The organism is Mycobacterium marseillense (genome assembly GCF_010731675.1).
Lineage (GTDB): Bacteria > Actinomycetota > Actinomycetes > Mycobacteriales > Mycobacteriaceae > Mycobacterium > Mycobacterium marseillense.
Genome location: NZ_AP022584.1, coordinates 3,216,003 through 3,235,809, shown reverse-complemented (window position 1 = coordinate 3,235,809; position 19,807 = coordinate 3,216,003). Strand labels below are relative to the sequence as shown.

Genomic DNA, 19,807 nt, shown 5'->3' with positions numbered 1-19,807 from the left:
CGCGACTCGTTTATCTCGCGGGGACAAGGCCGCGGGCAGCGCCGCGTTGCATCAGCCGCGGGGCCAGGATCCGGTGCAGGGGGCCCACCAGCGCCCAGATCGTCCGGGCGGCGCGTTTCTGGCGGTAGTGCAGGCGGGTGGTCAGGACGGCGCGTTGATCGTCCTGGCGTCGCAGCGTCAGCTCGCCGCGCATGAGCGGCCCGCACGTCGCCAGCATCAGCTCGTCGGGATCCGATCGCACGACCGTCCAGCCGATCAGGTGTTGCGGCGAGCGGGCCGGGCCCAGGCGCAGCCTCAGCACGTGGCGGTGGACCCAGAAGACGAGCTTCCCGAGGGCCCCCGGCGTGTCGCCCAGCGCGTCACGAAAGGTTTGTTCCGCGGTGCGCGCGTCGCCGACGGCGATCGGCACTTCGAAGACGTCCACGTAATCGGCCGCATCGCCGCTCCGCGCCGGCCCGGAAAGCGCCGAGGACGCAACGCGTTTCAGCGTTGATCGCACGACGACGCGGTGTGCGCCGGTGCCGATGACGAGTGTCCGATACGCCTTCCCGTGGATCCCCGGGAAGGCCGCCCAGGTGGCCGCGCGCAGCCGGGTGTGGGCGCCGTCGAGTTCGTCCAGCTCGAACACCCACTGGTAGATCGCGAACCAGTGGCGGCCCTTCAGCGCGAATCGCACCGGCGCACGCGCTTCGTCCAGGACGAAGCCGACCGGCGCCGTCGTCGCGTCGTGCGGGTCGCGGCACATCACCCGCAGCAGCGCCGACCACGTGTCTGCGCGGTTTGCCTCGATGGTTATGGCATGCTCATCAATATAGGGTAATCGTTCCATATAGAAGGACTGTACTAGATCATGGCCCCTCCGCGGAAGCATGAAACCGATGTGATCCTTGACGCCGCCCGGGCGCTGGTCCTCGACGGCGGGCCGCGCGCGGCGAGCGTGGCCGCCATCGCGAAAACCAGTGGCGCACCGGCGGGCACGCTGTATCACCGCTTCGGCAACCGCGACGGCATCCTGACGGCGGCGTGGCTGCGCGCGTTGGAACGCTTCCAGGCGCGGGCGCTGGCCGCGAATGGGGATACCGCGGCGGATACGGCCGTGGCGATGGCCGTGGCGGCCGTGGGTTTCGCGCGCGCCCTGCCCGAGGACGCGCGGCTGCTGTTGACGATCCGCCCGGGCGACCTGCTCGACGACGAGCCCGACGCGGCATTCCGGCGGACGCTCACCGCGATGAATGCCCCGCTGACCGAGCGGATCGCGGTGTTGGCCCGGCAACTGTACGGGAACGCCAGGCCGCGCTCCATCGATGCCGTCGCGCGGGCGGTCGCGGACCTGCCCTACGCGGTGGTGCGGCGCCACGCCCACGACGACCCGATGCCGTCATGGCTGGAAAAGGACGTGGCCGGCGCGGCGTTGGCCGTGCTAAACAGCTTTGGCGAAAGCCCGTAGGGACTCGACCTGCGCGGGATCCAAGGAGGGACGGACGGTTTCGCGGGCCGCCGCGAGGTCGGCGGCCGTCACATCGGTGGCATCGAGGGATCGGCGCATGGCCGTCAATGCGGCTTCGCGCAGCAGCGCCACACAATCGGCGGCGCTGTAGCCGTCGAGTCCGGCCGCCACCTCGTCGAGGTCGACGTCGGCGCTCAGCGGCACCGATTTGCCTGCGGTGCGCAGGATGTCGCGGCGCGCGGCGGCATCGGGAGGTTCGACGAAGACCAGTCGCTCCAGCCGGCCGGGACGAAGCAGCGCGGGGTCGATGAGATCCGGCCGGTTGGTGGCGCCCAGAACGACGACGTCGCGCAGCGGATCCACGCCGTCGAGTTCGGTCAGCAGCGCTGCCACCACCCGATCGGTGACGCCCGAATCGAAGCTCTGCCCGCGCCGCGGCGCCAGCGCGTCCACCTCGTCGAGAAAGACCAGCGAGGGCGCCGAGTCCCGGGCGCGCCGAAACAGTTCGCGCACAGCCTTTTCCGAACTTCCCACCCACTTGTCCATCAGCTCGGAGCCCTTGACGGCGTGTACCGACAGCTGCCCGGTGCTGGCCAGCGCGCGCACGACGAAGGTCTTGCCGCAGCCGGGCGGGCCGTAGAGCAGCACCCCGCGCGGCGGGTCGACGCCCAGCCGGGCGAAGGTGTCGGGGTGCTGCAGCGGCCACAACACGGCCTCGGTCAGCGCTTGGCGGGCCTCGGCCATGTCGCCGACGTCCTCGAGCGTGATGTCGCCGACGCTCACTTCCTCGCTGGCCGAGCGGGACAGCGGCCTGATGACGGTCAGCGCGCCGGCCAGGTCCTCCTGGGTCAGTTCGGGGGGCCGGCCGTCGGCGCTGGCCCGCGACGCCGCCCGAAGCGCCGCCTCCCGCACCAGCGCCGCCAGGTCGGCGACGACGAAACCGGGTGTGCGCGAGGCGATCTCATCGAGATCAAGGCCGCCGGCGGGGACGTTTCTGAGCAGTGACTCCAGCAGCGCTTTGCGGGTCGCGGCGTCGGGCAGCGGCAGGCCCAGCTCGCGGTCACACAGATCGGGCGCCCGCAGCCGGGCATCGAGCTGGTCGGGTCGCGCGGAAGTGGCGATCAGCGCGACGCCCTCGCTGGCGACCGCGGTGCGCAGCTCACCCAGAATCAAGGAGGCCACCGGGTCGGCGGTGGCCGGCAGCAGGGCGTCGACGTCGGTGATCAGCAGCACGCCGCCGCCGTCGCGCACCGTCTGCACCGCCGAGGCCACCGCCTTGAGCCGGTCCTCGGCGGCCAGCGCCCCGACCTCCGGGCCGTCCAGCGTGACCAGCCGGCGATCGCCGCAGACCGCGCGGACCAGCGTCACCTTGCCCACCCCGGCCGGGCCCGACACCAGCACGCCAAGGTTGGTGCCGGCGCCCAAAGTCTTGAGCAGGTGCGGTTCGTCGAGCGCGAGCTTGAGCCATTCGACGAGCTTGGCGGCCTGCGGCTGGGTGCCTTTGAGCTCCTCGACGACCATCTCCGGCCGGGCGACTTCGACCGATACCCGCGACGCCGACGCGATACCGCCGGTGCCCCAGGTGACCAACGAGTTGGGCTGCACGCTGACCGGGCCCTCGGGATCGACCCCCGTGACCGTCAGCAGCTCCGAGGTCCAGCTGATGCCGACCGCGGTGGCCAGCGCGCGGGTGGCTGCCGACGTTGACGTGCCCGGCCCCAGGTCGCGGGGCAGCAGCGACACGGCGTCGCCCACCATGACCACCTTGCCGAGCAGGGCCTGGCGCAACGTGACCGGCGTGATCGACTGGGTGGCCAACGCCGAGCCGGACAGCGCCACCGATCGCGCGCCGTAGACGGTGACCGCGCCGACGACCACCGCGGACCCCTCGCGCAGTCCCGCGTTCGACAGCGTCACGTCGTCGAGCAGCACGGTGCCGACCGGCGTGCCCGGTCCGGCCAGGCCCGCCACTGCCGCCGTCGTCCGCGACCCGATCAGCGACACCGCGTCCCACTCCCGAATCCCCAGTGCGGCAACGGCACTCGGATGCAATCGGATGACACCGCGGCGGGAGTCGACGGCCGAGGTGTTCAGCCGAGCCGTCAAGGTGAGCTGGCGGCTCGAGCCGTCACTCACGGCACGCGCCTGCCCGGCTTCCGAAGACCCAGCCGCGCGACCGACCGGCGGTTGGGCTGCGCCCGGCGGATCGCGCGGCGCGTGGCGCGGCGCTGCTTGGGTTCGTCGTCCCAGGCCTCGGGGTGGGCGGCCAGCCAGCGCTGGTTGCGGATCGCGAACGGCACGTGGCATAGGTAGGCGATGATGATCACCCAGATCAACACGTAGGGCGCCAGCACCGCCGCCGCCGCGCAGATCGCCAGGATCGCCAGCAGCGGGGCGGCCCAACTCGGCGGCACCGCGACCGCGTGCATCTTGCGCATCGGGATCTTGCTGACCATCAGGATCGACGTTCCGGTGATCCAGATGCACAGGAACAGCGGCGAGGTCCACCAGCCGTCACCGAACTGCAGCTTGAGCCCGATCAAACCGATCATCGAGATCGCGCCGGCCGGGGCGGGCATGCCGACGAAGAATTCGTGGGTGTAGGCGGGCTGGCTGCCGTCGTCCTGCAACGCGTTGAACCGGGCCAGCCGCAACACGACGCAGACGGCGTAGAGCAGAATCACCACCCAGCCGGCCGGCGAGCTGGTCAGCAGCGTCACGTAGAGCACGATCGCCGGGGTCACGCCGAAGTTCACCGCGTCGGCCAGCGAGTCGATCTCCTCGCCCATTCGCGACTGGGCGTCCAGAATGCGCGCGACCCGCCCGTCCAGGCCGTCGAGGATAGCCGCCGCCGCGATCAGCGCCATCGCGGCCTTGGGCTGGTGTTCGAGGGCGAAGCGGATCGAGGTCAATCCCGCGCACACCGAGAGCACCGTCATCGCGCTGGGCAGGATCTGCAGATTGACCGCCCGTCCGCGCGGCTTGCTGATCATGGCAGCTCGGCCAGGACGGTCTCGCCGGCGATCGCGCGCTGGCCGACTTTCACCAGCGGTTCGCAGCCGGGCGGCAGGTAGGTATCGAGCCGGGAGCCGAACCGGATCAGCCCGTAGGTGTCACCGATCGACAACTTGTCCCCGACGTGCGCGTCGCAGATGATGCGCCGGGCCAGCAGCCCGGCGACCTGGACCGCGACCACGTCGGCCCCGCTCGGGGTGCGGATGTGCAAGCTGGTGCGTTCGTTTTCGGTGCTCGCGGCGGCCAGGTCGGCCGACCCGAAGCGGCCCGGCCGGTGCTGCATGGCGACCACCTCGCCGCTGACCGGTGCGCGCTGCACGTGGGCGTCCAGCAGAGACAGGAAGATGCTGACGCGCGGTAGCGCCGCGTCGCCCATGCCGAGTTCGGCGGGCGGCGTGGCGAAGTCGATCACGCAGATCTCTCCGTCGGCGGGGGCGACGATGGCCCCGGGCCGGGTTGGTGGCACCCGGGGCGGATGCCGAAAGAACCCCGCGCAGGCCCCGGCCACCAGCAGGCCCGCCCGTCGCACCCAGCGGTGCCGGCGGCCCGCCAGGGCCAGCGCCAGCCCGGCGCCGATGAACGGGCGCCCGGCCGGGTGCACCGGCGGGATGGCGGAGCGCACCAGCCCCAGCGCGTGTTGGGGGCTGAAGCCCGGGTCCGAAGCCGTGGGGCCAATAGTGCGAGGGCGTCGTGCCACGCGGCCATCTTACGGAGCCCGCGGTTGATTCGTGGACGCCCGCAGAGGGAACGTTGACCATCGACATGCAACCGCACAGTGCTGATCGGCGGGCGACACCGGTGCGTCAGGCGAAACGCGGTGTCACTGCCGCATTCGTCGCCCACGGTCTGGTGTTTTCGTCGTGGGCCGCCCACATTCCGCGGGTCAAGGCCGAGCTGGGCCTCTCCGACGCGGCGCTGGGCACGGCGCTGTTCGGCGCGCCGCTGGGATCGGTGGTGGCCACGCTCCTCAGCCACTGGGCGCTGCGCCGGTGGGGCAGCCACCGGCTGATCCCGGTCATGGTCGCCGGCTATGCGGCCGCGGGGACGACGGTCGGCCTGGCCAGATCCGGGCCCGCACTGTTCGGCGCGCTGGCGTTGTGGGGGACGTTCCAGGGCGCGCTGGACGTCGCGATGAACACCCAGGCCGCGACGGTCGAGCGGGCCGCCCGGGCGCCGATCATGGCGAGGTTTCACGGCATGTGGAGCGTTGGGACGCTGGTCGGCGCCGTCATCGGCGCGGGGTGCGTCGGCGCGGGCATTGGTCTGACCGCGCAACTGACGGTCCTCGGGGCGGTCGTGCTGGTGGTGGTCGTAGCGCTGACCCGTCGCCTGATCCCCGATGCGGCCGATGACTCCGACGCGTCGTCGGGACCGGCCCAGGGCAGGCGGGCCTGGATGACGCCGACGGTGGCGATCCTGGCCGCGGTCTCCTTCGCGTCGTTTCTGTGCGAGGGGGCGGCCACCGACTGGTCGGCCAACTACCTGCGCAACGTCGTCGGCGCGGGCCCGAGCGTCTCGGCGTTGAGCTACGCGGCCTACACGCTGACGATGGTGATCACCCGGTTCGGCGCGCCCCGGCTGCACGCGCGGCTCCCCAGTCGCCGGCTGCTCCCGGCTTTGGCGCTGGTGGCCGTCGTGGGCATGAGCGTGGCCCTGGCGACCGCCAACGTAAGCCTCAGCGTGCTCGGTTTCGCCGCGTTGGGCATCGGTGCGGCGCTGCTGGTGCCCACCGCGTTCAGCGCGGCCTACGGCGCGAGCGAAGCGGGATCGGCGATCGCCATCGTGGCGGCGACCGGTTGGCTGGGCTACCTGCTCGGCCCGCCGCTGATCGGTCACCTGTCCGGGTGGGTGGGGTTGTCGGCGGCCCTGGTCACCATCCCGGTGATGATGTCGATCGTCGGCATCGCGATCCGCTACACCCCGGCCTTCGACAAGGCCGACGAATTCCACCGGGACGTGGCGACACCCGCGGCCTGAGTGCTGAGCCCGATTGCCCGCTAGCGCAGATCCCAGACCTGCAGCTGCGTTCCCTCGGGCACGTCGACGACGTCTTCGGGGATGTCGAGCAGCCCGTTCGCCGACGCCAGCCAGCGCAGGTGATGCGACGCCGGTGGGCCGTAGCTGGTGACCGAGCTCGCGTCGTCGCTGAGCACCGCGCGCCGGAACTGCCGCTTACCCCGCGGCGAGGTCAGCGACTCGGCCAGGACGGCGGACCGGTGCGGGCGTTCCGGGTCCGGCAGGCCCATGGCAGTGCGCAGCGCGGGCCGGATGAACACCTCGAAGGACACCAGCGCGCTGACCGGGTTGCCGGGCAGCGTGACGATCGTCGCGCCGGCCACCCGGCCGACGCCCTGCGGCATTCCGGGCTGCATGGCCACCTTGACGAATTCCACGCCCTGGTCGCCCTCGCGTCCGAAGGCGTCCTTGACCACCTCGTAGGCGCCGGCGCTGACACCGCCGCTGGTGATGATCAAATCGGAATCGCCCGCATACCGGTCGATGATCGAACTGAATTGGGCCACATCGTCTTCGGCGGTCGCTACGGCGACCAGCTCGGCGCCCGCATCCCGGACCGCCCCCGCCAGCATGATCGAGTTGGACTCGTAGATCTGCCCGGGCTGCAGCGCGGTGCCCGGCGTCACCAGCTCCGATCCGGTCGAGATCACCAGCACCCGCTGGCGTGGGATCACCGGCAACTCCGCGATCCCCAGCGCGGCGGCCAAGCCGAGCACCGCCGGTGACACGACCTGGCCACGGCGCAACACGGTGGTGCCCGGGGCGACGTCCTCACCCGCCCGCCGGATGTGCTTGCCGGCCTCGCGGGGCTCGCGGATCGACACGACGTCCACCCCGCCGTCGGTGGCCTCGACCGGAACGATCGCCGTCGCACCCGCGGGCAGCGGAGCCCCCGTCATGATCCGGTGCGCCGTACCGGGTTGCAGCGTCAGCTCGTCGATGCGCCCGGCCGGAATGTCCTCGGCGACCGGCAATACCACCGGGTGTTCCGGCGTCGCGGACGACGTGTCCTCGGCGCGCACCGCGTACCCGTCCATCGCGGAGTTGTCGAAGACCGGCAGCGCCAGTTCGGCGACCACGTCCTCGGCCAGGACCAGGCCCTGGGCGTCGTGCAGCGCGACCGAGACCGGCGGCCGCGAACGAATCAAATCGGTGACAACGCGCTGATGTTCCGCGACTGATCGCATCGGGGCCATTATCCGCGCGTCAGACCGGGAAGCTGACGCCGGTGAGCTCTTCGGAGACCGCCCACAGCCGGCGTTGCAGTTCCGCGTCGTGGGACTGGGCGCTGGACTTGACGAGCTTCGGGTGGCCACGCTGTTCGAGGAAGCCGTCCGGACCGAAGTACTGCCCACCCTGGACGTCCGGATCGGTGGCGGCCCGCAACGTCGGCAGCGCACCCATTGCCGCGCTCTGGAACAGCACCGGGCCCAGCGCCGCGGCGGCGGGCCGGAAGATCGCCGGCATGTTGCGGGTCAGCTCGGTGTTGGAGCCGCCGGGGTGCGCGGCGACGGCGATCGTCTTCGCGTCGGGCGTGGCCGCCAGCCGGCGCTGCAACTCGTAGGTGAACAGCAGGTTGGCCAGCTTGGACTGCCCGTAGGCCGCGATCCGGTCATAGCGGCGTTCCCACTGCAAGTCGTCGAAGTGGATCGCGGCGCGCAGCCGGTGGCCGAGGCTGCTGATGGTCACCACCCGCGAGCCCAGCACGGGGAGCAGGTGGTCGAGCAGCAATCCGGTCAGCGCGAAGTGGCCCAGATGGTTGGTACCGAACTGCAATTCGAATCCGTCCGCGGTGACCTGCTTGGGCGTCCACATCACCCCGGCGTTGTTGATCAGCAGGTCGATGCGCGGGTAGGCCGCCCGCAACGCGTCGGCGGCCGAGCGCACCGAGTCCAGCGAAGTCAGGTCCAGCTGCTGCAGCGTGACATTGACTTCTCGGGAGCCTTGGCTCCCGGCGGCGACGATGCGCGACAGCGCCGCATTGCCCTTCTCGAGGTCGCGCACCGCGAGCACGACGTGGGCGCCGCGGTGGGCCAGCACGGCGGCCGCCTCATACCCGATGCCGGTGTTGGCGCCGGTGATGACGGCGACGCGCCCGCTCTGATCCGGGACGTCGGCGTCCGACCAGATGCGGTTCTCTTTGTCGTTGGAAGCCATGGCCCAAAACATACTCATCCGGACCGGACGCCGCCGGGTGGGCGAGGCGCTAGTGAACGGCGACCTGAGCGGTCAGACCCAGTAGTTGTCGTGGCGGACGAACCACTCCCGGCGTTCCTCGTCGGTCAGGTCGGCCAGCGCCGCGAACCCTTCGAAGTAGGCCTCGCGGGGGGCGCCGGGCGCGAACAGCATCAGGATGGACGCCGGCTCGTCGGCCTCGTTGCGGAAACCGTGGACGCCGCCGGGCGGGACGTAGAGGAAGTCGCCCTGGTGGCCGTCGGCCCACTCGGTGCCGTCGTAGAGCTTCATCGTCCCGGAGAGCACGAAGAAGGCCTCCGACATGGCCCGGTGGAAGTGGGCCGGGGGTCCGCCGCCGGCCGGCGCGATGTCGACCCGGTACAGCCCGTAATCGCCGGCGGTGTCCCGTTGGTTGGCCAAATAGTGGTAGCGGACCCCGGAGGTCTCGTAGTCGGGAGGTTCGTCAGCGCGCTTGAGCCAGGCGCTGATCTCCGGCTCTTCCTTGGTGTAGCGGGCCGGCGGGTAGGGCGGCACGACGAGGGACATGGCTCCAGTGTGCGCATAGCATCGCGGGAATGGAGGCCGCGGAGGAAGTGCGCGTGGAACGGCTGCTGGACGCCGAACGCAAAGCGGCGGAACTGTTCGACGAAATCGAGCGGCGGGCCATGATTCGCCCCGGGATCGGCGAGAAGCAACTCTCCGATGAGATCCACGATCTCGCCGGCGAGATGTTCGGGGTGACCCGGCACTGGCATCGGCGGATCGTGCGCGCCGGGGAGAACACGTTGCAACCGTTCCACGAGCGCCCGCCGGACCGGCTGATCGTCGACAACGACATCGTCTTCCTCGACCTGGGGCCCATCTTCGAGGAGTGGGAGGCCGACTTCGGCCGGACGTTCCTGCTGGGCGACGACCCGCACAAGAAGGCCGTCCGCGATGCGCTGCCGCGGGTGTGGCAGGCCGGGCGCGACTACTTCGCCGGCCATCCCGATGTGACCGGCGCCGAGCTGTTCGACTTCACCGTCGGGGTGGCCCGCGCGGAGGGTTTCGACTGGGCCAGCCGCATCGCCGGTCACCTGGTGGGGGAGTTCCCGCACAAGAAGATCGCCGGCCCCGGCATCGAGTGGTACATCATGCCCGGCTCGGACAAGCCGATGCGGCGCACAGACCCGCGCGGGCGCGTCTGCCACTGGATCCTCGAAATCCATCTCGTCGACCGCGAGCGCGGCTTCGGCGGCTTCTACGAGCAGCTGCTCGACCTGCCCTGAGCGGGCCGCTTCGTCGGGCCTTCTTCTTGCACTCGGCATAGGCGAGTGCTAAGAATGACTTGGCACTCGCGACCAGTGAGTGCTAGGTCGGGACGGTGAGGCCTGGGCCGCGTCAGCGGGGACACCCAAGGCCGTCCGTCGCGGGCACTGCACCCGGCCACAGCGTCCAATGAGGCGACCCCACAAACGGTCGCCCCATGTGTCACCCCATATTTCGGAGGAATCACTTCGCAATGGCCAAGACAATTGCGTACGACGAAGAGGCCCGTCGCGGCCTCGAGCGGGGGCTCAACGCCCTCGCCGACGCGGTAAAGGTGACGTTGGGCCCCAAGGGTCGCAACGTCGTCCTGGAGAAGAAGTGGGGTGCCCCCACGATCACCAACGATGGTGTTTCCATCGCCAAGGAGATCGAGCTGGAGGACCCGTACGAGAAGATCGGCGCCGAGCTGGTCAAGGAAGTCGCCAAGAAGACCGACGACGTTGCCGGTGACGGCACGACGACGGCCACGGTGCTGGCTCAGGCGTTGGTCCGTGAGGGCCTGCGTAACGTCGCCGCCGGCGCCAACCCGCTGGGTCTCAAGCGCGGCATCGAGAAGGCCGTCGAGAAGGTCACCGAGACCCTGCTCAAGTCGGCCAAAGAGGTCGAGACCAAGGACCAGATCGCTGCCACCGCGGCGATTTCGGCGGGCGACCAGTCGATCGGTGACCTGATCGCCGAGGCGATGGACAAGGTCGGCAACGAGGGCGTCATCACCGTCGAGGAGTCCAACACCTTCGGCCTGCAGCTCGAGCTCACCGAGGGCATGCGGTTCGACAAGGGCTACATCTCGGGCTACTTCGTCACCGACGCCGAGCGTCAGGAAGCGGTCCTCGAGGACCCCTTCATCCTGCTCGTCAGCTCCAAGGTGTCGACGGTCAAGGACCTGCTGCCTCTGCTGGAGAAGGTCATCCAGGCCGGCAAGCCGCTGCTGATCATCGCCGAGGACGTCGAGGGCGAGGCGCTTTCCACCCTGGTCGTCAACAAGATCCGCGGCACCTTCAAGTCGGTGGCCGTCAAGGCCCCCGGCTTCGGTGACCGCCGCAAGGCGATGCTGCAGGACATGGCCATCCTCACCGGTGGTCAGGTCATCAGCGAAGAGGTCGGCCTGTCGCTCGAGAGCGCCGACGTCGCCCTGCTGGGTAAGGCCCGCAAGGTCGTCGTCACCAAGGACGAGACCACCATCGTCGAGGGCGCCGGTGACTCCGACGCCATCGCCGGGCGGGTGGCCCAGATCCGCAGCGAGATCGAGAACAGCGACTCCGACTACGACCGCGAGAAGCTGCAGGAGCGCCTGGCCAAGCTGGCCGGCGGTGTTGCGGTGATCAAGGCCGGGGCCGCGACCGAGGTCGAGCTCAAGGAGCGCAAGCACCGCATCGAGGACGCGGTGCGCAACGCCAAGGCGGCCGTCGAGGAGGGCATCGTCGCCGGTGGTGGCGTGGCCCTGCTGCACGCCACCCCGTCGCTGGACGAGCTGAAGCTCACCGGTGACGAGGCGACCGGCGCCAACATCGTGCGCGTCGCGCTCGAGGCTCCGCTGAAGCAGATCGCCTTCAACGGTGGTCTGGAGCCTGGCGTCGTGGCCGAGAAGGTCCGCAACTCGCCCGCCGGTACCGGCCTGAACGCCGCCACCGGTGAGTACGAGGACCTGCTCAAGGCCGGCGTTGCCGACCCGGTGAAGGTGACCCGTTCGGCGCTGCAGAACGCGGCGTCCATCGCGGGCCTGTTCCTGACCACCGAGGCCGTCGTCGCTGACAAGCCGGAGAAGGCCGCCGCTCCCGTCGGCGACCCGACCGGTGGCATGGGCGGTATGGACTTCTAAGTCCCGCATTACGAAAAAGCCCGGTCCCCCCCAAGGGGCCGGGCTTTTTCGTGCGCGCCGAGGCTTTTCGTGCGTGCCGAACGTGAACTCACTGCGGGATTTTCGCGATTGCCGCCCTGGCTTCACACTCGCCGCCCAGGCTTCACACTCGCCGCCCGAAACCCGCCTTGTACGTTTAAACGCGTGGCTCTTCCGACTCCCTCACCCACCAGCACCGCCGTCGTGACCGGCGCATCGTCGGGCATCGGCGCCGACATCGCCCGCGAGCTGGCCGACCGCGGCCACGGCGTGACGCTCGTCGCCCGCCGCGAAGACCGGCTACGCGATCTGGCCGACGAACTCGCCGGCCGGGTGCGCGTCGAGGTGATCGCTTGCGACGTCGCGGATGCCGCCGCTCGCGCCGGCCTGTTCGACGAAGTCGAGCGCCGCGGCCTGACGATAGACATCCTGGTCAACAACGCCGGCGTCGGCACCATGGGGTCGGTGACGAAAATCCCCGTCGCCGACGAGATCGCGCAGGTGCGGGTCAACGTCGAGGCCGTCATCGATCTGAGCACCCGGGCGGCGCAGCAGATGGTGCCGCGCGGGCGTGGCGCGATCCTCAACGTCGGCTCGACCGCGGGCTACCAACCCTTCCCGGGGCAGGCCGGGTACGCGGCCACCAAGGCGTTCGTCAACAACTACACCCAGGGGCTGCGCGGCGAGCTCGCCGGCACCGGCGTCACCGTCGCGGTGCTGTGCCCGGGCCCGGTGCGCACCGAGTTCGTGAAGAGCGCCGGCATGGACGAGCGGGACTTCGCCGACGCGTTCCCGAAGTTCATGTGGAAGCCGTCGCGTGAGGTGGCGCGCGCCGGCGTCGATGCGCTCGAGCACGACCGCGGCACCGTGATCCCCGGGCTGCCCAGCCAGCTCAGCACCCGGTTGTTTCAGTTCATGCCGCGACGGGTGCTGTTGCCGCTGTTGAAGAACCAGCATCCGAGCCTGCGCAGGGATCGGTCAGCCGGCTGACCCCGGCCAGGGCCGCATCCAGCCCTCCACCGGAAGCGCGAGCGCGTTGCACAGCGTGCAGATCGTGCGATACCAGCCGACGGCCGTGAGCAATTCGATCCGCTGCTCGTCGTCGAGGAAGCCGCCCAGCGCGTCCCACGTCGCCGCCGACCACGAGCCGGTGCGCTCGCACTCGTCCACCGCGGCGATCAGCGTCCGCTCGGTCGCGCCCCACCGCGGGTCGTCGGGGCCGGCCAACACCAGCGCGTCGCACTCGTCGTCGCTGACACCGGCGATCGGACCCCAGAAGGCGGCCTGCCCGCCCCACTCGTAGGCGCAGCGCAGCAGCGCGCAGATCCGGAGGATGGCGATCGTGCGCATCCGGGGCGGCAAAAGCGCTGCGGTGTAAAGGGATTCGCCGAGCTTGCGCAGCCGGGAGGCCAGCACGGGGTGGCGCTGCAGGCACCGCACCAGCAGCAGCGGCTCATAGGTGCGGTCCGGGTGGCCCCAGCTGTTGATGCCGGCGGCATCCTCCTCGCTCCACGGCGGGGCGAGGGGTGCGATGCGGCTCACGGATGAGACTGTACGGCGTCAGGCCGGCAGCGAGAACACGACGCAGTCGTGCAGGCAGCCCTTGGCCGCCTCGGGGGAGTCGGCGTCGCGGTGCAGCAGCGCGCGCGTGGGCGTCACGGTGAGCGCGACGGCGTCGCCGGCTCGGTCGTCAGATGCCACCGCGGCCTCGCCGTCGACGATCAGCGAATAACCGCCGGGTTCGGCCGGGGGCCACAGCAGCGTGACGTCGCGGCGGCGGGCCAGGTTCTGCTGCGTGCGGCCGCCGATGAGACCGACGTCGAGGGTCTGTCCGCGCAACTCGGGTTCGACCGTCACGGTGTGCGAGCGGTAGTCGTCGCCGACGGTGATCAGGTAGGCGTACGGGAAATCGGCGAGCGCGTCGGCCAGCGCTGCGAAATCGACCTTCTTCTTGCTGCGCATGATGTTTAAGGATAGGTGCGAACCGAATGCGGTCCTGCGCTACTGCGGCGCTGGGGGCGTGAGGAACCCCGCGATGCGCGACGTGTAGCCGCGGGCGACGGCGCCGGAACTGGCGGGGCGCGTGACGGCGGTGCTGGCGTTGGGAAATCCGAGGTTTTGCAGCACTTGATTCCAGGGCGGCAACTTGGCCACGGCCGCCGACGCGTCGGCGTGATACCCGAACATCGCCGCCACGTCCGAGGCCCACATCTGGTCGTAGGCCGCCTCGATGTCGGCGATCGCGGGGGTGTTCTGGCCCAGATGGTTGTTAGCCGCCAACGCCGACACCAAGGCGCGGTTGGCCGCCACCACCGCGGGTTGCACCGTGGCCGCGAGCGCCACCTCGAACGCCGTCGCGATCGCCGAGGCCTGGTGGGACACCTCTTCCGCCTGCGCGGCCGCCGCGCTGAGCCAGCTCACATATTGGCTGGCCACGGTCATCATGGCGGCCGACGACGCGCCCTGCCAGGACCCGCTGGCGAGATCCGATGTCACCGAAGAAAATGACGATGCCGACGACGCCAGCTCCCCAGCCAGCCCGTCCCACGCCGCCGCGGCAGCAAGCAGCGGCCCGGGACCAGGACCGGAGAAAATTAGTGCCGAGTTGACTTCCGGCGGCAACCACGCAAAATGCGGGTTCGTCACGGGACCCAACTTAGCTGGTATATGCCACTTTTGGTGGCGTTATTGCAAGGGCGCCGGACCGGGCTGACGGCCACGCACCAACTTGCCCGGACGGGCGGTGGTGGGGACGCCGTGTTCAGCGATGATTTCCCCGGACACAATCGTGGCGACATAGCCGTCCGCGGTCTGGTCCAGGCGCCGCCCGCCGGCGGGCAGGTCGTAGTTGATGATCGGCTTGTGCAGCCGCAGGCCGGCGTGGTCGATGACGTTGAGATCGGCCTTGTAGCCCACCGCGATACGGCCGCGATCGCTCAGCCCGGCGATGCGGGCCGGCACCGAGGTGAGTTCGCGAACCGCCTCGGGCACCGTGAACCGGCCGGACTTGCGGTCGCGCGCCCAGTGCGTCAGGAAATACGTCGAGTAGCTGGCGTCGCAGATCATGCCGTAGTGCGCGCCGCCGTCGCCGAGGCCCAGCACCACGTCGTCGCGGTGCAGCAGCTCCCCGACGGTGTCCAGCGAGTTGCCCTGCAGGTTGCTGGTCGCGACCAGCAGCATGGCCCGGCCGTCGTCGTCGAGCAGCCGGTCGTAGGCCTCCTCCATCGGCTCCACCCCCTTCGCGCGGGCGCGGGCGCCGATGCTGGTCGACGGGTCGGGCTCGTAGTCGGGGTCCTCGCCGAGCGGGTAGATCCAGTCCCACATCTGGGCGACGTACAGGATCGGGTGCCCCTGGCCCGGCTTGTCGGCCAGGATGCGGGCGCGGACATCGGGCTTGCGCATCTCGGCGACGCGCTCGGCCAGCGGCAGGTGCGCGATCTCGCGATAGCTCGGGTAGAGCACGAACGGGTTGGCCGACAGTTGCAGCCCGATGATCAACCCGATCGGACGCGGCAACAGCTGCGCGGTGAATTGTGCCCCGCCCGCCCCCGCATTTTTATTGGCCTTCTCGATCATGGTGATGGCGTCCGGCCACGCCGGGTCACCCGAATTGCCGACGACGAGCGTGAAGGTCAGCGGCAGCCCGACGTCCTCGGCGACGTCGAACACCGTCTGCAGCACGGGCTGGTAGCCGCCGGCCGGGATGTCGGGGACGAACTGCAGTAGGCCGCCGCCGCCGTCCACGACACCGCGGGCGATTTGCTCGATCTCCTCGCGGGCGGCGTCGTAACTCGGTATGGGCGAACCACTTTCGGTCTTGTGGATGGTCAACCGCGACGACGCGAAGCCCAGCGCGCCGGCCTCGATCGCCTCCTTGGCCAGCGCCCTCATCTTCGCCAGGTCGTCCTCGGTGGCAGGCTCGCGGTCGGCGCCGCGCTTACCCATCACGTACACGCGCAGCGGCGAGTGCGGCAGGTACGCGGCGACGTCGATATCGCGCTTGCCCGCGTCGAGGGCGTCCATGTATTCGGGGAAGGTCTCCCACGTCCAGGGCAGGCCGTCGGTCATCACGACGCCGGGGATGTCTTCGACGCCGGCCATCACGTCGACGAGCACGTCGTGGTCGTCCTGGCGGCACGGCGCGAAGCCGACCCCGCAGTTCCCCATCACCACCGTCGTCACCCCGTGCGCCGACGATGGGGTCAGCCGCTCGGACCAGATGGACTGGCCGTCGTAGTGGGTGTGCAGGTCGACGAAGCCGGGCGTGACCAACAGCCCGGTAGCGTCGATCTCGCGGCCGGCGGTGGCGCCGTTTATCGCACCGACCGCCTTGATGACGTTGTCCGCCACCGCCACGTCACCGACGTACGGCTCGCCCCCCAGCCCGTCGACGATGGTGCCGTTGCGGATGATGAGGTCGTAAGTCATCCAAACAATCTACGACCGTGGCGGCGGCTCGTGCCAGGATCTTCTCCGTGATCGACCACGTGGGCATCAACTGCGCCGACTACGCGAAGTCCCAGCGGTTCTACGACGCGGTGCTGGGGACGCTGGGCTATTCCCGGCAGCTGGATGTGGGGCCCGCCATCGGGTACGGGCGTGCGGGCAAGCCAACGTTCTGGATCTCGGGCGCGCTGGCCGGACCCAATCGCGAGGTTCACCTGGCGTTCGAGGCCGCCGACGAGGAAGCGGTGCGCGAGTTTTATCGCGTGGCGGTCGAGCTGGGCGCCGAGCCGCTGCATGCGCCGCGCCTGTGGCCCGAATACCACCCGGGCTATTTCGGCGCGTTCGTGCGCGACCCCGACGGCAACAACGTCGAGGCTGTCTTCCACGCCGCGCTCCCGTAGTGTCGCGAGTATGGCCAGCACCGACGATGCCGCCGTAATCCGAGACCTCCTGCGCGACGCGTTCACCCGGTTGATCGAGCACGTCGACGAGATCACCCGGGGATTGACCGAGGAGGTGTCGGCCTATCGGCCGACGCCGGACGCCAACAGCATCGCCTGGCTGCTCTGGCACAGCGCGCGGGTGCAGGACATCCAGCTCGCGGACGTCGCCGGGGTCGAGCAGGTGTGGTTGCGCGACGGCTGGGTGGACCGGTTCGGGCTGGACCTGCCGAAGGGAGACATGGGCTACGGGCATTCGCCCGACGACGTGGCCAAGGTGAAGGCGCCCGCGGACCTGCTGTCCGGCTACTACCACGCGGTGCACCAGCTCACGTGCGACTACATCGACGGGGTGACCGCCGACGAGCTGGCCCGCGTCGTGGACACCAACTGGGATCCGCCGGTGACGGCGAGCGCGCGTCTGGTGAGCATCATCGACGACTGCGCCCAGCATCTCGGGCAGGCCGCGTACGTGCGGGGGATTGCGTAGATTCGCAGGCGTGCGATTCGCGGCGAGCGTGCTGTTGTGGCTCACCACCACGCTTGCGCTGGCGGTGGCGATCCCCGCGGTGTGGGCGCAACTGCATGTCGTTGACCCTGACGGCTACGCCGCGATGGCGCGGGGCGCGGCGGCCGACCCAGATCTGCAGTCCGCCATGGCGGCCGAACTGACCACGCGGGCAACGGCTCTCATCGCCGAACACGGCGGGGCCCGCTATCCCGTCGACAACTCCGAAGTGCACGACGCCGCCAGCGCCTTCACCGCCGGGCCGGCGTTTCCGCCGCTGTTCGCCCAGGCCAACCGCGCGGCGCACGGCTGGCTGTTCGGCGACCCGGGGGCCGGCGAAAGCGGCAACCAATGGGCGGTCGACGTCGCCCCGATGCTCAACGATGACTCGATCCGGCCGCTGCTCGGCCGCCACAATGTGACCATCCCCGCGAAACTGACTGTCCCGCTGACGGTTTCGCTGCCGCCAACGATGCGCGAGGGCCGACTGAGCCGGCTGTCCACCTGGGGTCCGTGGGTGAGCGCGGGGGCGGCGGCGTTGTGCGGGGTCTGCGCACTGCTCACGCTGGCGGCCGCGCGGCGCCGCGGCAAGGCGCTGAGCAGCCTAGGGGTCTCCGCCCTGCTCGTCGGTGCGGCCGGCTGGGCCGGCCTCGAGGTCGCCGGCCGCTACGTCGACAAGGCGCTCAACCGCACCACCGGCGACATCCGGCGCGTCGCCGAGGCGATGGTGGGACACGCCGAAGCCGATCTGCACCAATGGCTTAACGTCACGTTGCTGGCCGGCGCCGGGGTGGTGGGACTCGGCGTGATCGTCGCGATGGTCGGCAGTCTTTGGAAGAAATCCTGACGAGCTCCGCTACCCGAATGTGAACGAGAACACCTGCAGGCCCTTGCTGACCCGCATGTCCAGCTGATCGCGGTGCGCGCCATCGTCAGCGACGATCCGATGCAGGGTCGGTGCCCCGCCGATCGGCGTCGCGGTGGTCTTACCGTCGCGGGTCACGGTGAGCGTCCCAGTGCCGCCGACGACCGCGTAGACATCTTTCGCGGTGTAGTTCAGCCGCACGGTGGAGTCGTCGCCCTCCGCGGTGGCGCCCTGATCGTCCAGCGTCCAGCGGCCGCGCAGGGCGAACTTGTCCTCGGCCAGGGTCGGCGGGAGGTCCAGCGTGGCGGTACCCGACTTGTAATCGCCACTGCCGCCGTAGTTTCCCGCCCTGTCGACACTGAGATAAGTCTCGGGCGTGAGCCGGGTCTGCGGGGTGGTGTCGGCCGAATTCGTCGGCGCCGGCAGCGGGGCGCCGGGGTGGGTGTCCGCGAGCAGTTGGCGGATGAGTCTTTCGGTGCCGTCGTAGTCGCCCTCGCCGAACTTCGTGTGTCGCACTTGTCCGTTCGCGTCGATCAGGTACTCGGCCGGCCAGTACAGGTTCGCGAAGTTGTTCCACGTCGCGTAGTCGTTGTCCAGGGCGATGGGGTAGGGGATATGCAGGTCGGCGGCGCCGCTGGCCACATTCTCGGGAACCCGCTCGAACGCGTACTCCGGGGTGTGCACGCCGATGACGAGGAGTCCGGCGTCGTGATACCGTTTGTACCAATCGATTACGTGTGGAATCGCGCGCTGACAGTTGATGCACGAGTAGGCCCAGAAGTCGATCAACACAACCTTGCCACGCACCGCGGCAGCGTCCAGTGGCTTGCCATCCGGGGTGTTGAGCCACCCGGTGACGCCGGTCAGGCCCGGCGCCGGCCCGCACTGCTGCAGCTCGGCCGAACCGCTGGAGCAGTCGCTGAGCGCCCCCTCGACGGTGGTGCTGGGCGGGCTCAGCCGCAGGCCGCTGCCGTCGTTCGGCTGCTGCACGGGGGTGGGATGCAGGCTGCGTCCGATGTCGTTGGCTCCCAGCTTGTTCTGCATCGCCGCCGTGTAGTCGGGGACGGCCCGCTGCAGCATCGCCGGCAGGTTGAACACCAACGCCACGGCCAGCACGATCATCGCGATACCGCCGGCGATCTGAATCGCGCGCTGCCGTCGTCGGAACGCGGCGACGCGCTCAGCGACGCGACGCCCGGCCAGCGCAAAAGCCAACAGCGGCACGGCATTTCCGAGGGCAAACGTCGCCGTCAACACCAGCGCACCGGGCCCGATCGACGAGGTCCCGCCCGCGACCACGATCGCCGCCAGCACCGGGCCTGCGCACGGCACGTAGAGCGCACCCAACGTCAGGCCAAGGCCGAAACCGTCTGCGTTGGCGCCGATTTGGCGCTGCGGGAGGTAGGCGAACGGCCGCTCGATCAGGTGCTGCACCGGCGGGAAGATCAGCCCCAGGCCGATGAGGGTCAACACCACCAGGGCGGCCCACCGGATCGCGTCCTGCGGCAGGTGCAGCGCCGTCAGTAGCGCGGAGCCGAGCAGCGTGGCCAGGCTGAAGCTGCACACCAGCCCCGCGATCACCAGATACGGCCGGGCCACGGAACTCACGCGGCGCGCGTCGGCTCGCGTAATGCCCGCACCGGACAGCAGAATCACCGGGAGTACGGGCAGGATGCACGGCGAGATGCCGGTGATCAGGCCGCCGAGAAACCCGATCAGGGCGATGGTCTGCACGCGCTACTTCCAAGGA

General features: G+C 70.0%; 19 protein-coding genes and 1 pseudogene. 8 read left to right on the top strand and 12 right to left on the bottom strand.

The window, feature by feature from the left end; translation table 11 throughout:
* Positions 1 to 10: 10 nt before the first annotated feature.
* The gene (locus G6N26_RS14860; protein ID WP_083019476.1) at positions 11 to 829 is read right to left on the bottom strand and encodes a DUF2867 domain-containing protein; all 819 of its coding nucleotides are present in this window, start codon (positions 827 to 829) and stop codon (positions 11 to 13) included.
* A 21-nt stretch (positions 830 to 850) separates the two neighbouring features.
* Here G6N26_RS14860 and G6N26_RS14855 point away from each other — a divergent pair, with 21 nt between their 5' ends.
* Positions 851 to 1,447: a TetR/AcrR family transcriptional regulator gene (locus tag G6N26_RS14855; RefSeq protein ID WP_083019474.1), complete on the top strand. Its 597-nt coding sequence runs from the start codon at positions 851 to 853 to the stop codon at positions 1,445 to 1,447.
* Here the strand turns inward: G6N26_RS14855 and G6N26_RS14850 are convergent.
* The 3 genes from G6N26_RS14850 to G6N26_RS14840 are packed head-to-tail and all read right to left on the bottom strand — an operon-like array spanning position 1,421 to position 5,159.
* Entirely contained in the window at positions 1,421 to 3,583 is a 2,163-nt protein-coding gene (locus tag G6N26_RS14850) for an AAA family ATPase (RefSeq protein WP_083019472.1), read from the bottom strand. The two genes, G6N26_RS14855 and G6N26_RS14850, sit on opposite strands and share 27 nt — an antisense overlap.
* Complete coding sequence (pssA, locus tag G6N26_RS14845; RefSeq protein WP_083019470.1) at positions 3,580 to 4,440, bottom strand: CDP-diacylglycerol--serine O-phosphatidyltransferase; 861 nt, start codon at positions 4,438 to 4,440, stop codon at positions 3,580 to 3,582. The genes G6N26_RS14850 and pssA overlap by 4 nt, the downstream gene beginning before the upstream one ends.
* The gene (locus G6N26_RS14840) at positions 4,437 to 5,159 is read right to left on the bottom strand and encodes a phosphatidylserine decarboxylase (protein WP_179960213.1); all 723 of its coding nucleotides are present in this window, start codon (positions 5,157 to 5,159) and stop codon (positions 4,437 to 4,439) included. The genes pssA and G6N26_RS14840 overlap by 4 nt, the downstream gene beginning before the upstream one ends.
* A 65-nt stretch (positions 5,160 to 5,224) precedes the next feature.
* Here G6N26_RS14840 and G6N26_RS14835 point away from each other — a divergent pair, with 65 nt between their 5' ends.
* Complete coding sequence (locus G6N26_RS14835) at positions 5,225 to 6,439, top strand: MFS transporter (protein ID WP_083019502.1); 1,215 nt, start codon at positions 5,225 to 5,227, stop codon at positions 6,437 to 6,439.
* A gap of 20 nt (positions 6,440 to 6,459) precedes the next feature.
* On the opposite strand, the gene moeA is transcribed toward G6N26_RS14835, so the two are convergent.
* From moeA to G6N26_RS14820, 3 genes are all read right to left on the bottom strand, one after another.
* A complete protein-coding gene (gene moeA, locus G6N26_RS14830) occupies positions 6,460 to 7,665 on the bottom strand; it encodes a molybdopterin molybdotransferase MoeA (protein WP_083019468.1) in 1,206 nt (401 codons plus the stop codon).
* Between the two features lie 19 nt (positions 7,666 to 7,684).
* The gene (locus G6N26_RS14825; RefSeq protein WP_083019500.1) at positions 7,685 to 8,635 is read right to left on the bottom strand and encodes an SDR family NAD(P)-dependent oxidoreductase; all 951 of its coding nucleotides are present in this window, start codon (positions 8,633 to 8,635) and stop codon (positions 7,685 to 7,687) included.
* A 72-nt stretch (positions 8,636 to 8,707) separates the two neighbouring features.
* On the bottom strand, positions 8,708 to 9,199 hold the full coding sequence (locus tag G6N26_RS14820; RefSeq protein ID WP_083019466.1) for a cupin domain-containing protein: 492 nt from the start codon (positions 9,197 to 9,199) through the stop codon (positions 8,708 to 8,710).
* 29 nt (positions 9,200 to 9,228) lie between these two features.
* Here G6N26_RS14820 and G6N26_RS14815 point away from each other — a divergent pair, with 29 nt between their 5' ends.
* The 3 genes from G6N26_RS14815 (at position 9,229) to G6N26_RS14805 (ending at position 12,788) form a co-directional block, all read left to right on the top strand.
* Positions 9,229 to 9,921 carry a M24 family metallopeptidase gene (locus G6N26_RS14815; RefSeq protein ID WP_067164681.1) on the top strand — a complete coding sequence of 231 codons (693 nt, stop codon included), beginning with the start codon at positions 9,229 to 9,231 and terminating at the stop codon, positions 9,919 to 9,921.
* Positions 9,922 to 10,154: 233 nt separating this feature from the next.
* A complete protein-coding gene (gene groL, locus G6N26_RS14810) occupies positions 10,155 to 11,780 on the top strand; it encodes a chaperonin GroEL (RefSeq protein ID WP_008261313.1) in 1,626 nt (541 codons plus the stop codon).
* A gap of 183 nt (positions 11,781 to 11,963) precedes the next feature.
* On the top strand, positions 11,964 to 12,788 hold the full coding sequence (locus tag G6N26_RS14805; protein WP_067164685.1) for an SDR family NAD(P)-dependent oxidoreductase: 825 nt from the start codon (positions 11,964 to 11,966) through the stop codon (positions 12,786 to 12,788).
* Here the strand turns inward: G6N26_RS14805 and G6N26_RS14800 are convergent.
* The 4 genes and pseudogenes from G6N26_RS14800 to G6N26_RS14785 all read right to left on the bottom strand — a co-directional run bounded on the left by G6N26_RS14800 (position 12,777) and on the right by G6N26_RS14785 (position 16,226).
* Positions 12,777 to 13,340 (bottom strand): carboxymuconolactone decarboxylase family protein, encoded by a 564-nt coding sequence (locus G6N26_RS14800; protein ID WP_083019464.1) that lies wholly within the window; start codon positions 13,338 to 13,340, stop codon positions 12,777 to 12,779. The genes G6N26_RS14805 and G6N26_RS14800 overlap by 12 nt on opposite strands.
* Positions 13,341 to 13,358: 18 nt before the next feature.
* Positions 13,359 to 13,760 (bottom strand): hypothetical protein, encoded by a 402-nt coding sequence (locus G6N26_RS14795; RefSeq protein WP_067164692.1) that lies wholly within the window; start codon positions 13,758 to 13,760, stop codon positions 13,359 to 13,361.
* Positions 13,761 to 13,823: 63 nt separating this feature from the next.
* Positions 13,824 to 14,444, bottom strand: a pseudogene (locus G6N26_RS14790) (PPE family protein); the annotation flags it as partial.
* Positions 14,445 to 14,483: 39 nt separating this feature from the next.
* Positions 14,484 to 16,226, bottom strand: a complete 1,743-nt coding sequence (locus G6N26_RS14785; protein ID WP_083019461.1) for an N-acyl-D-amino-acid deacylase family protein — start codon at positions 16,224 to 16,226, stop codon at positions 14,484 to 14,486.
* A gap of 47 nt (positions 16,227 to 16,273) precedes the next feature.
* Here G6N26_RS14785 and G6N26_RS14780 point away from each other — a divergent pair, with 47 nt between their 5' ends.
* The 3 genes from G6N26_RS14780 to G6N26_RS14770 are packed head-to-tail and all read left to right on the top strand — an operon-like array spanning position 16,274 to position 18,039.
* Positions 16,274 to 16,645, top strand: coding sequence for a VOC family protein (locus G6N26_RS14780; RefSeq protein ID WP_067164698.1), 372 nt, complete (start codon positions 16,274 to 16,276; stop codon positions 16,643 to 16,645).
* A gap of 10 nt (positions 16,646 to 16,655) precedes the next feature.
* Positions 16,656 to 17,174, top strand: a complete 519-nt coding sequence (locus tag G6N26_RS14775; RefSeq protein ID WP_067164701.1) for a mycothiol transferase — start codon at positions 16,656 to 16,658, stop codon at positions 17,172 to 17,174.
* 10 nt (positions 17,175 to 17,184) lie between these two features.
* Entirely contained in the window at positions 17,185 to 18,039 is an 855-nt protein-coding gene (locus tag G6N26_RS14770) for a hypothetical protein (protein ID WP_083019460.1), read from the top strand.
* Positions 18,040 to 18,048: 9 nt separating this feature from the next.
* On the opposite strand, the gene G6N26_RS14765 is transcribed toward G6N26_RS14770, so the two are convergent.
* Positions 18,049 to 19,791 (bottom strand): cytochrome c biogenesis protein DipZ, encoded by a 1,743-nt coding sequence (locus G6N26_RS14765; protein WP_083019458.1) that lies wholly within the window; start codon positions 19,789 to 19,791, stop codon positions 18,049 to 18,051.
* Positions 19,792 to 19,807: the final 16 nt, after the last annotated feature.

Bases quoted from the DNA above. Each gene is read 5' to 3' on its own strand.
- G6N26_RS14860 (WP_083019476.1), bottom strand. From the start codon at position 829: ATGGAACGATTACCCTATATTGATGAGCATGCCATAACCATCGAGGCA.
- G6N26_RS14855 (WP_083019474.1), top strand. From the start codon at position 851: ATGGCCCCTCCGCGGAAGCATGAAACCGATGTGATCCTTGACGCCGCC.
- pssA (WP_083019470.1), bottom strand. From the start codon at position 4,440: ATGATCAGCAAGCCGCGCGGACGGGCGGTCAATCTGCAGATCCTGCCC.
- G6N26_RS14835 (WP_083019502.1), top strand. From the start codon at position 5,225: ATGCAACCGCACAGTGCTGATCGGCGGGCGACACCGGTGCGTCAGGCG.
- moeA (WP_083019468.1), bottom strand. From the start codon at position 7,665: ATGCGATCAGTCGCGGAACATCAGCGCGTTGTCACCGATTTGATTCGT.
- G6N26_RS14825 (WP_083019500.1), bottom strand. From the start codon at position 8,635: ATGGCTTCCAACGACAAAGAGAACCGCATCTGGTCGGACGCCGACGTC.
- G6N26_RS14820 (WP_083019466.1), bottom strand. From the start codon at position 9,199: ATGTCCCTCGTCGTGCCGCCCTACCCGCCGGCCCGCTACACCAAGGAA.
- G6N26_RS14815 (WP_067164681.1), top strand. From the start codon at position 9,229: ATGGAGGCCGCGGAGGAAGTGCGCGTGGAACGGCTGCTGGACGCCGAA.
- groL (WP_008261313.1), top strand. From the start codon at position 10,155: ATGGCCAAGACAATTGCGTACGACGAAGAGGCCCGTCGCGGCCTCGAG.
- G6N26_RS14795 (WP_067164692.1), bottom strand. From the start codon at position 13,760: ATGCGCAGCAAGAAGAAGGTCGATTTCGCAGCGCTGGCCGACGCGCTC.
- G6N26_RS14785 (WP_083019461.1), bottom strand. From the start codon at position 16,226: ATGACTTACGACCTCATCATCCGCAACGGCACCATCGTCGACGGGCTG.
- G6N26_RS14775 (WP_067164701.1), top strand. From the start codon at position 16,656: ATGGCCAGCACCGACGATGCCGCCGTAATCCGAGACCTCCTGCGCGAC.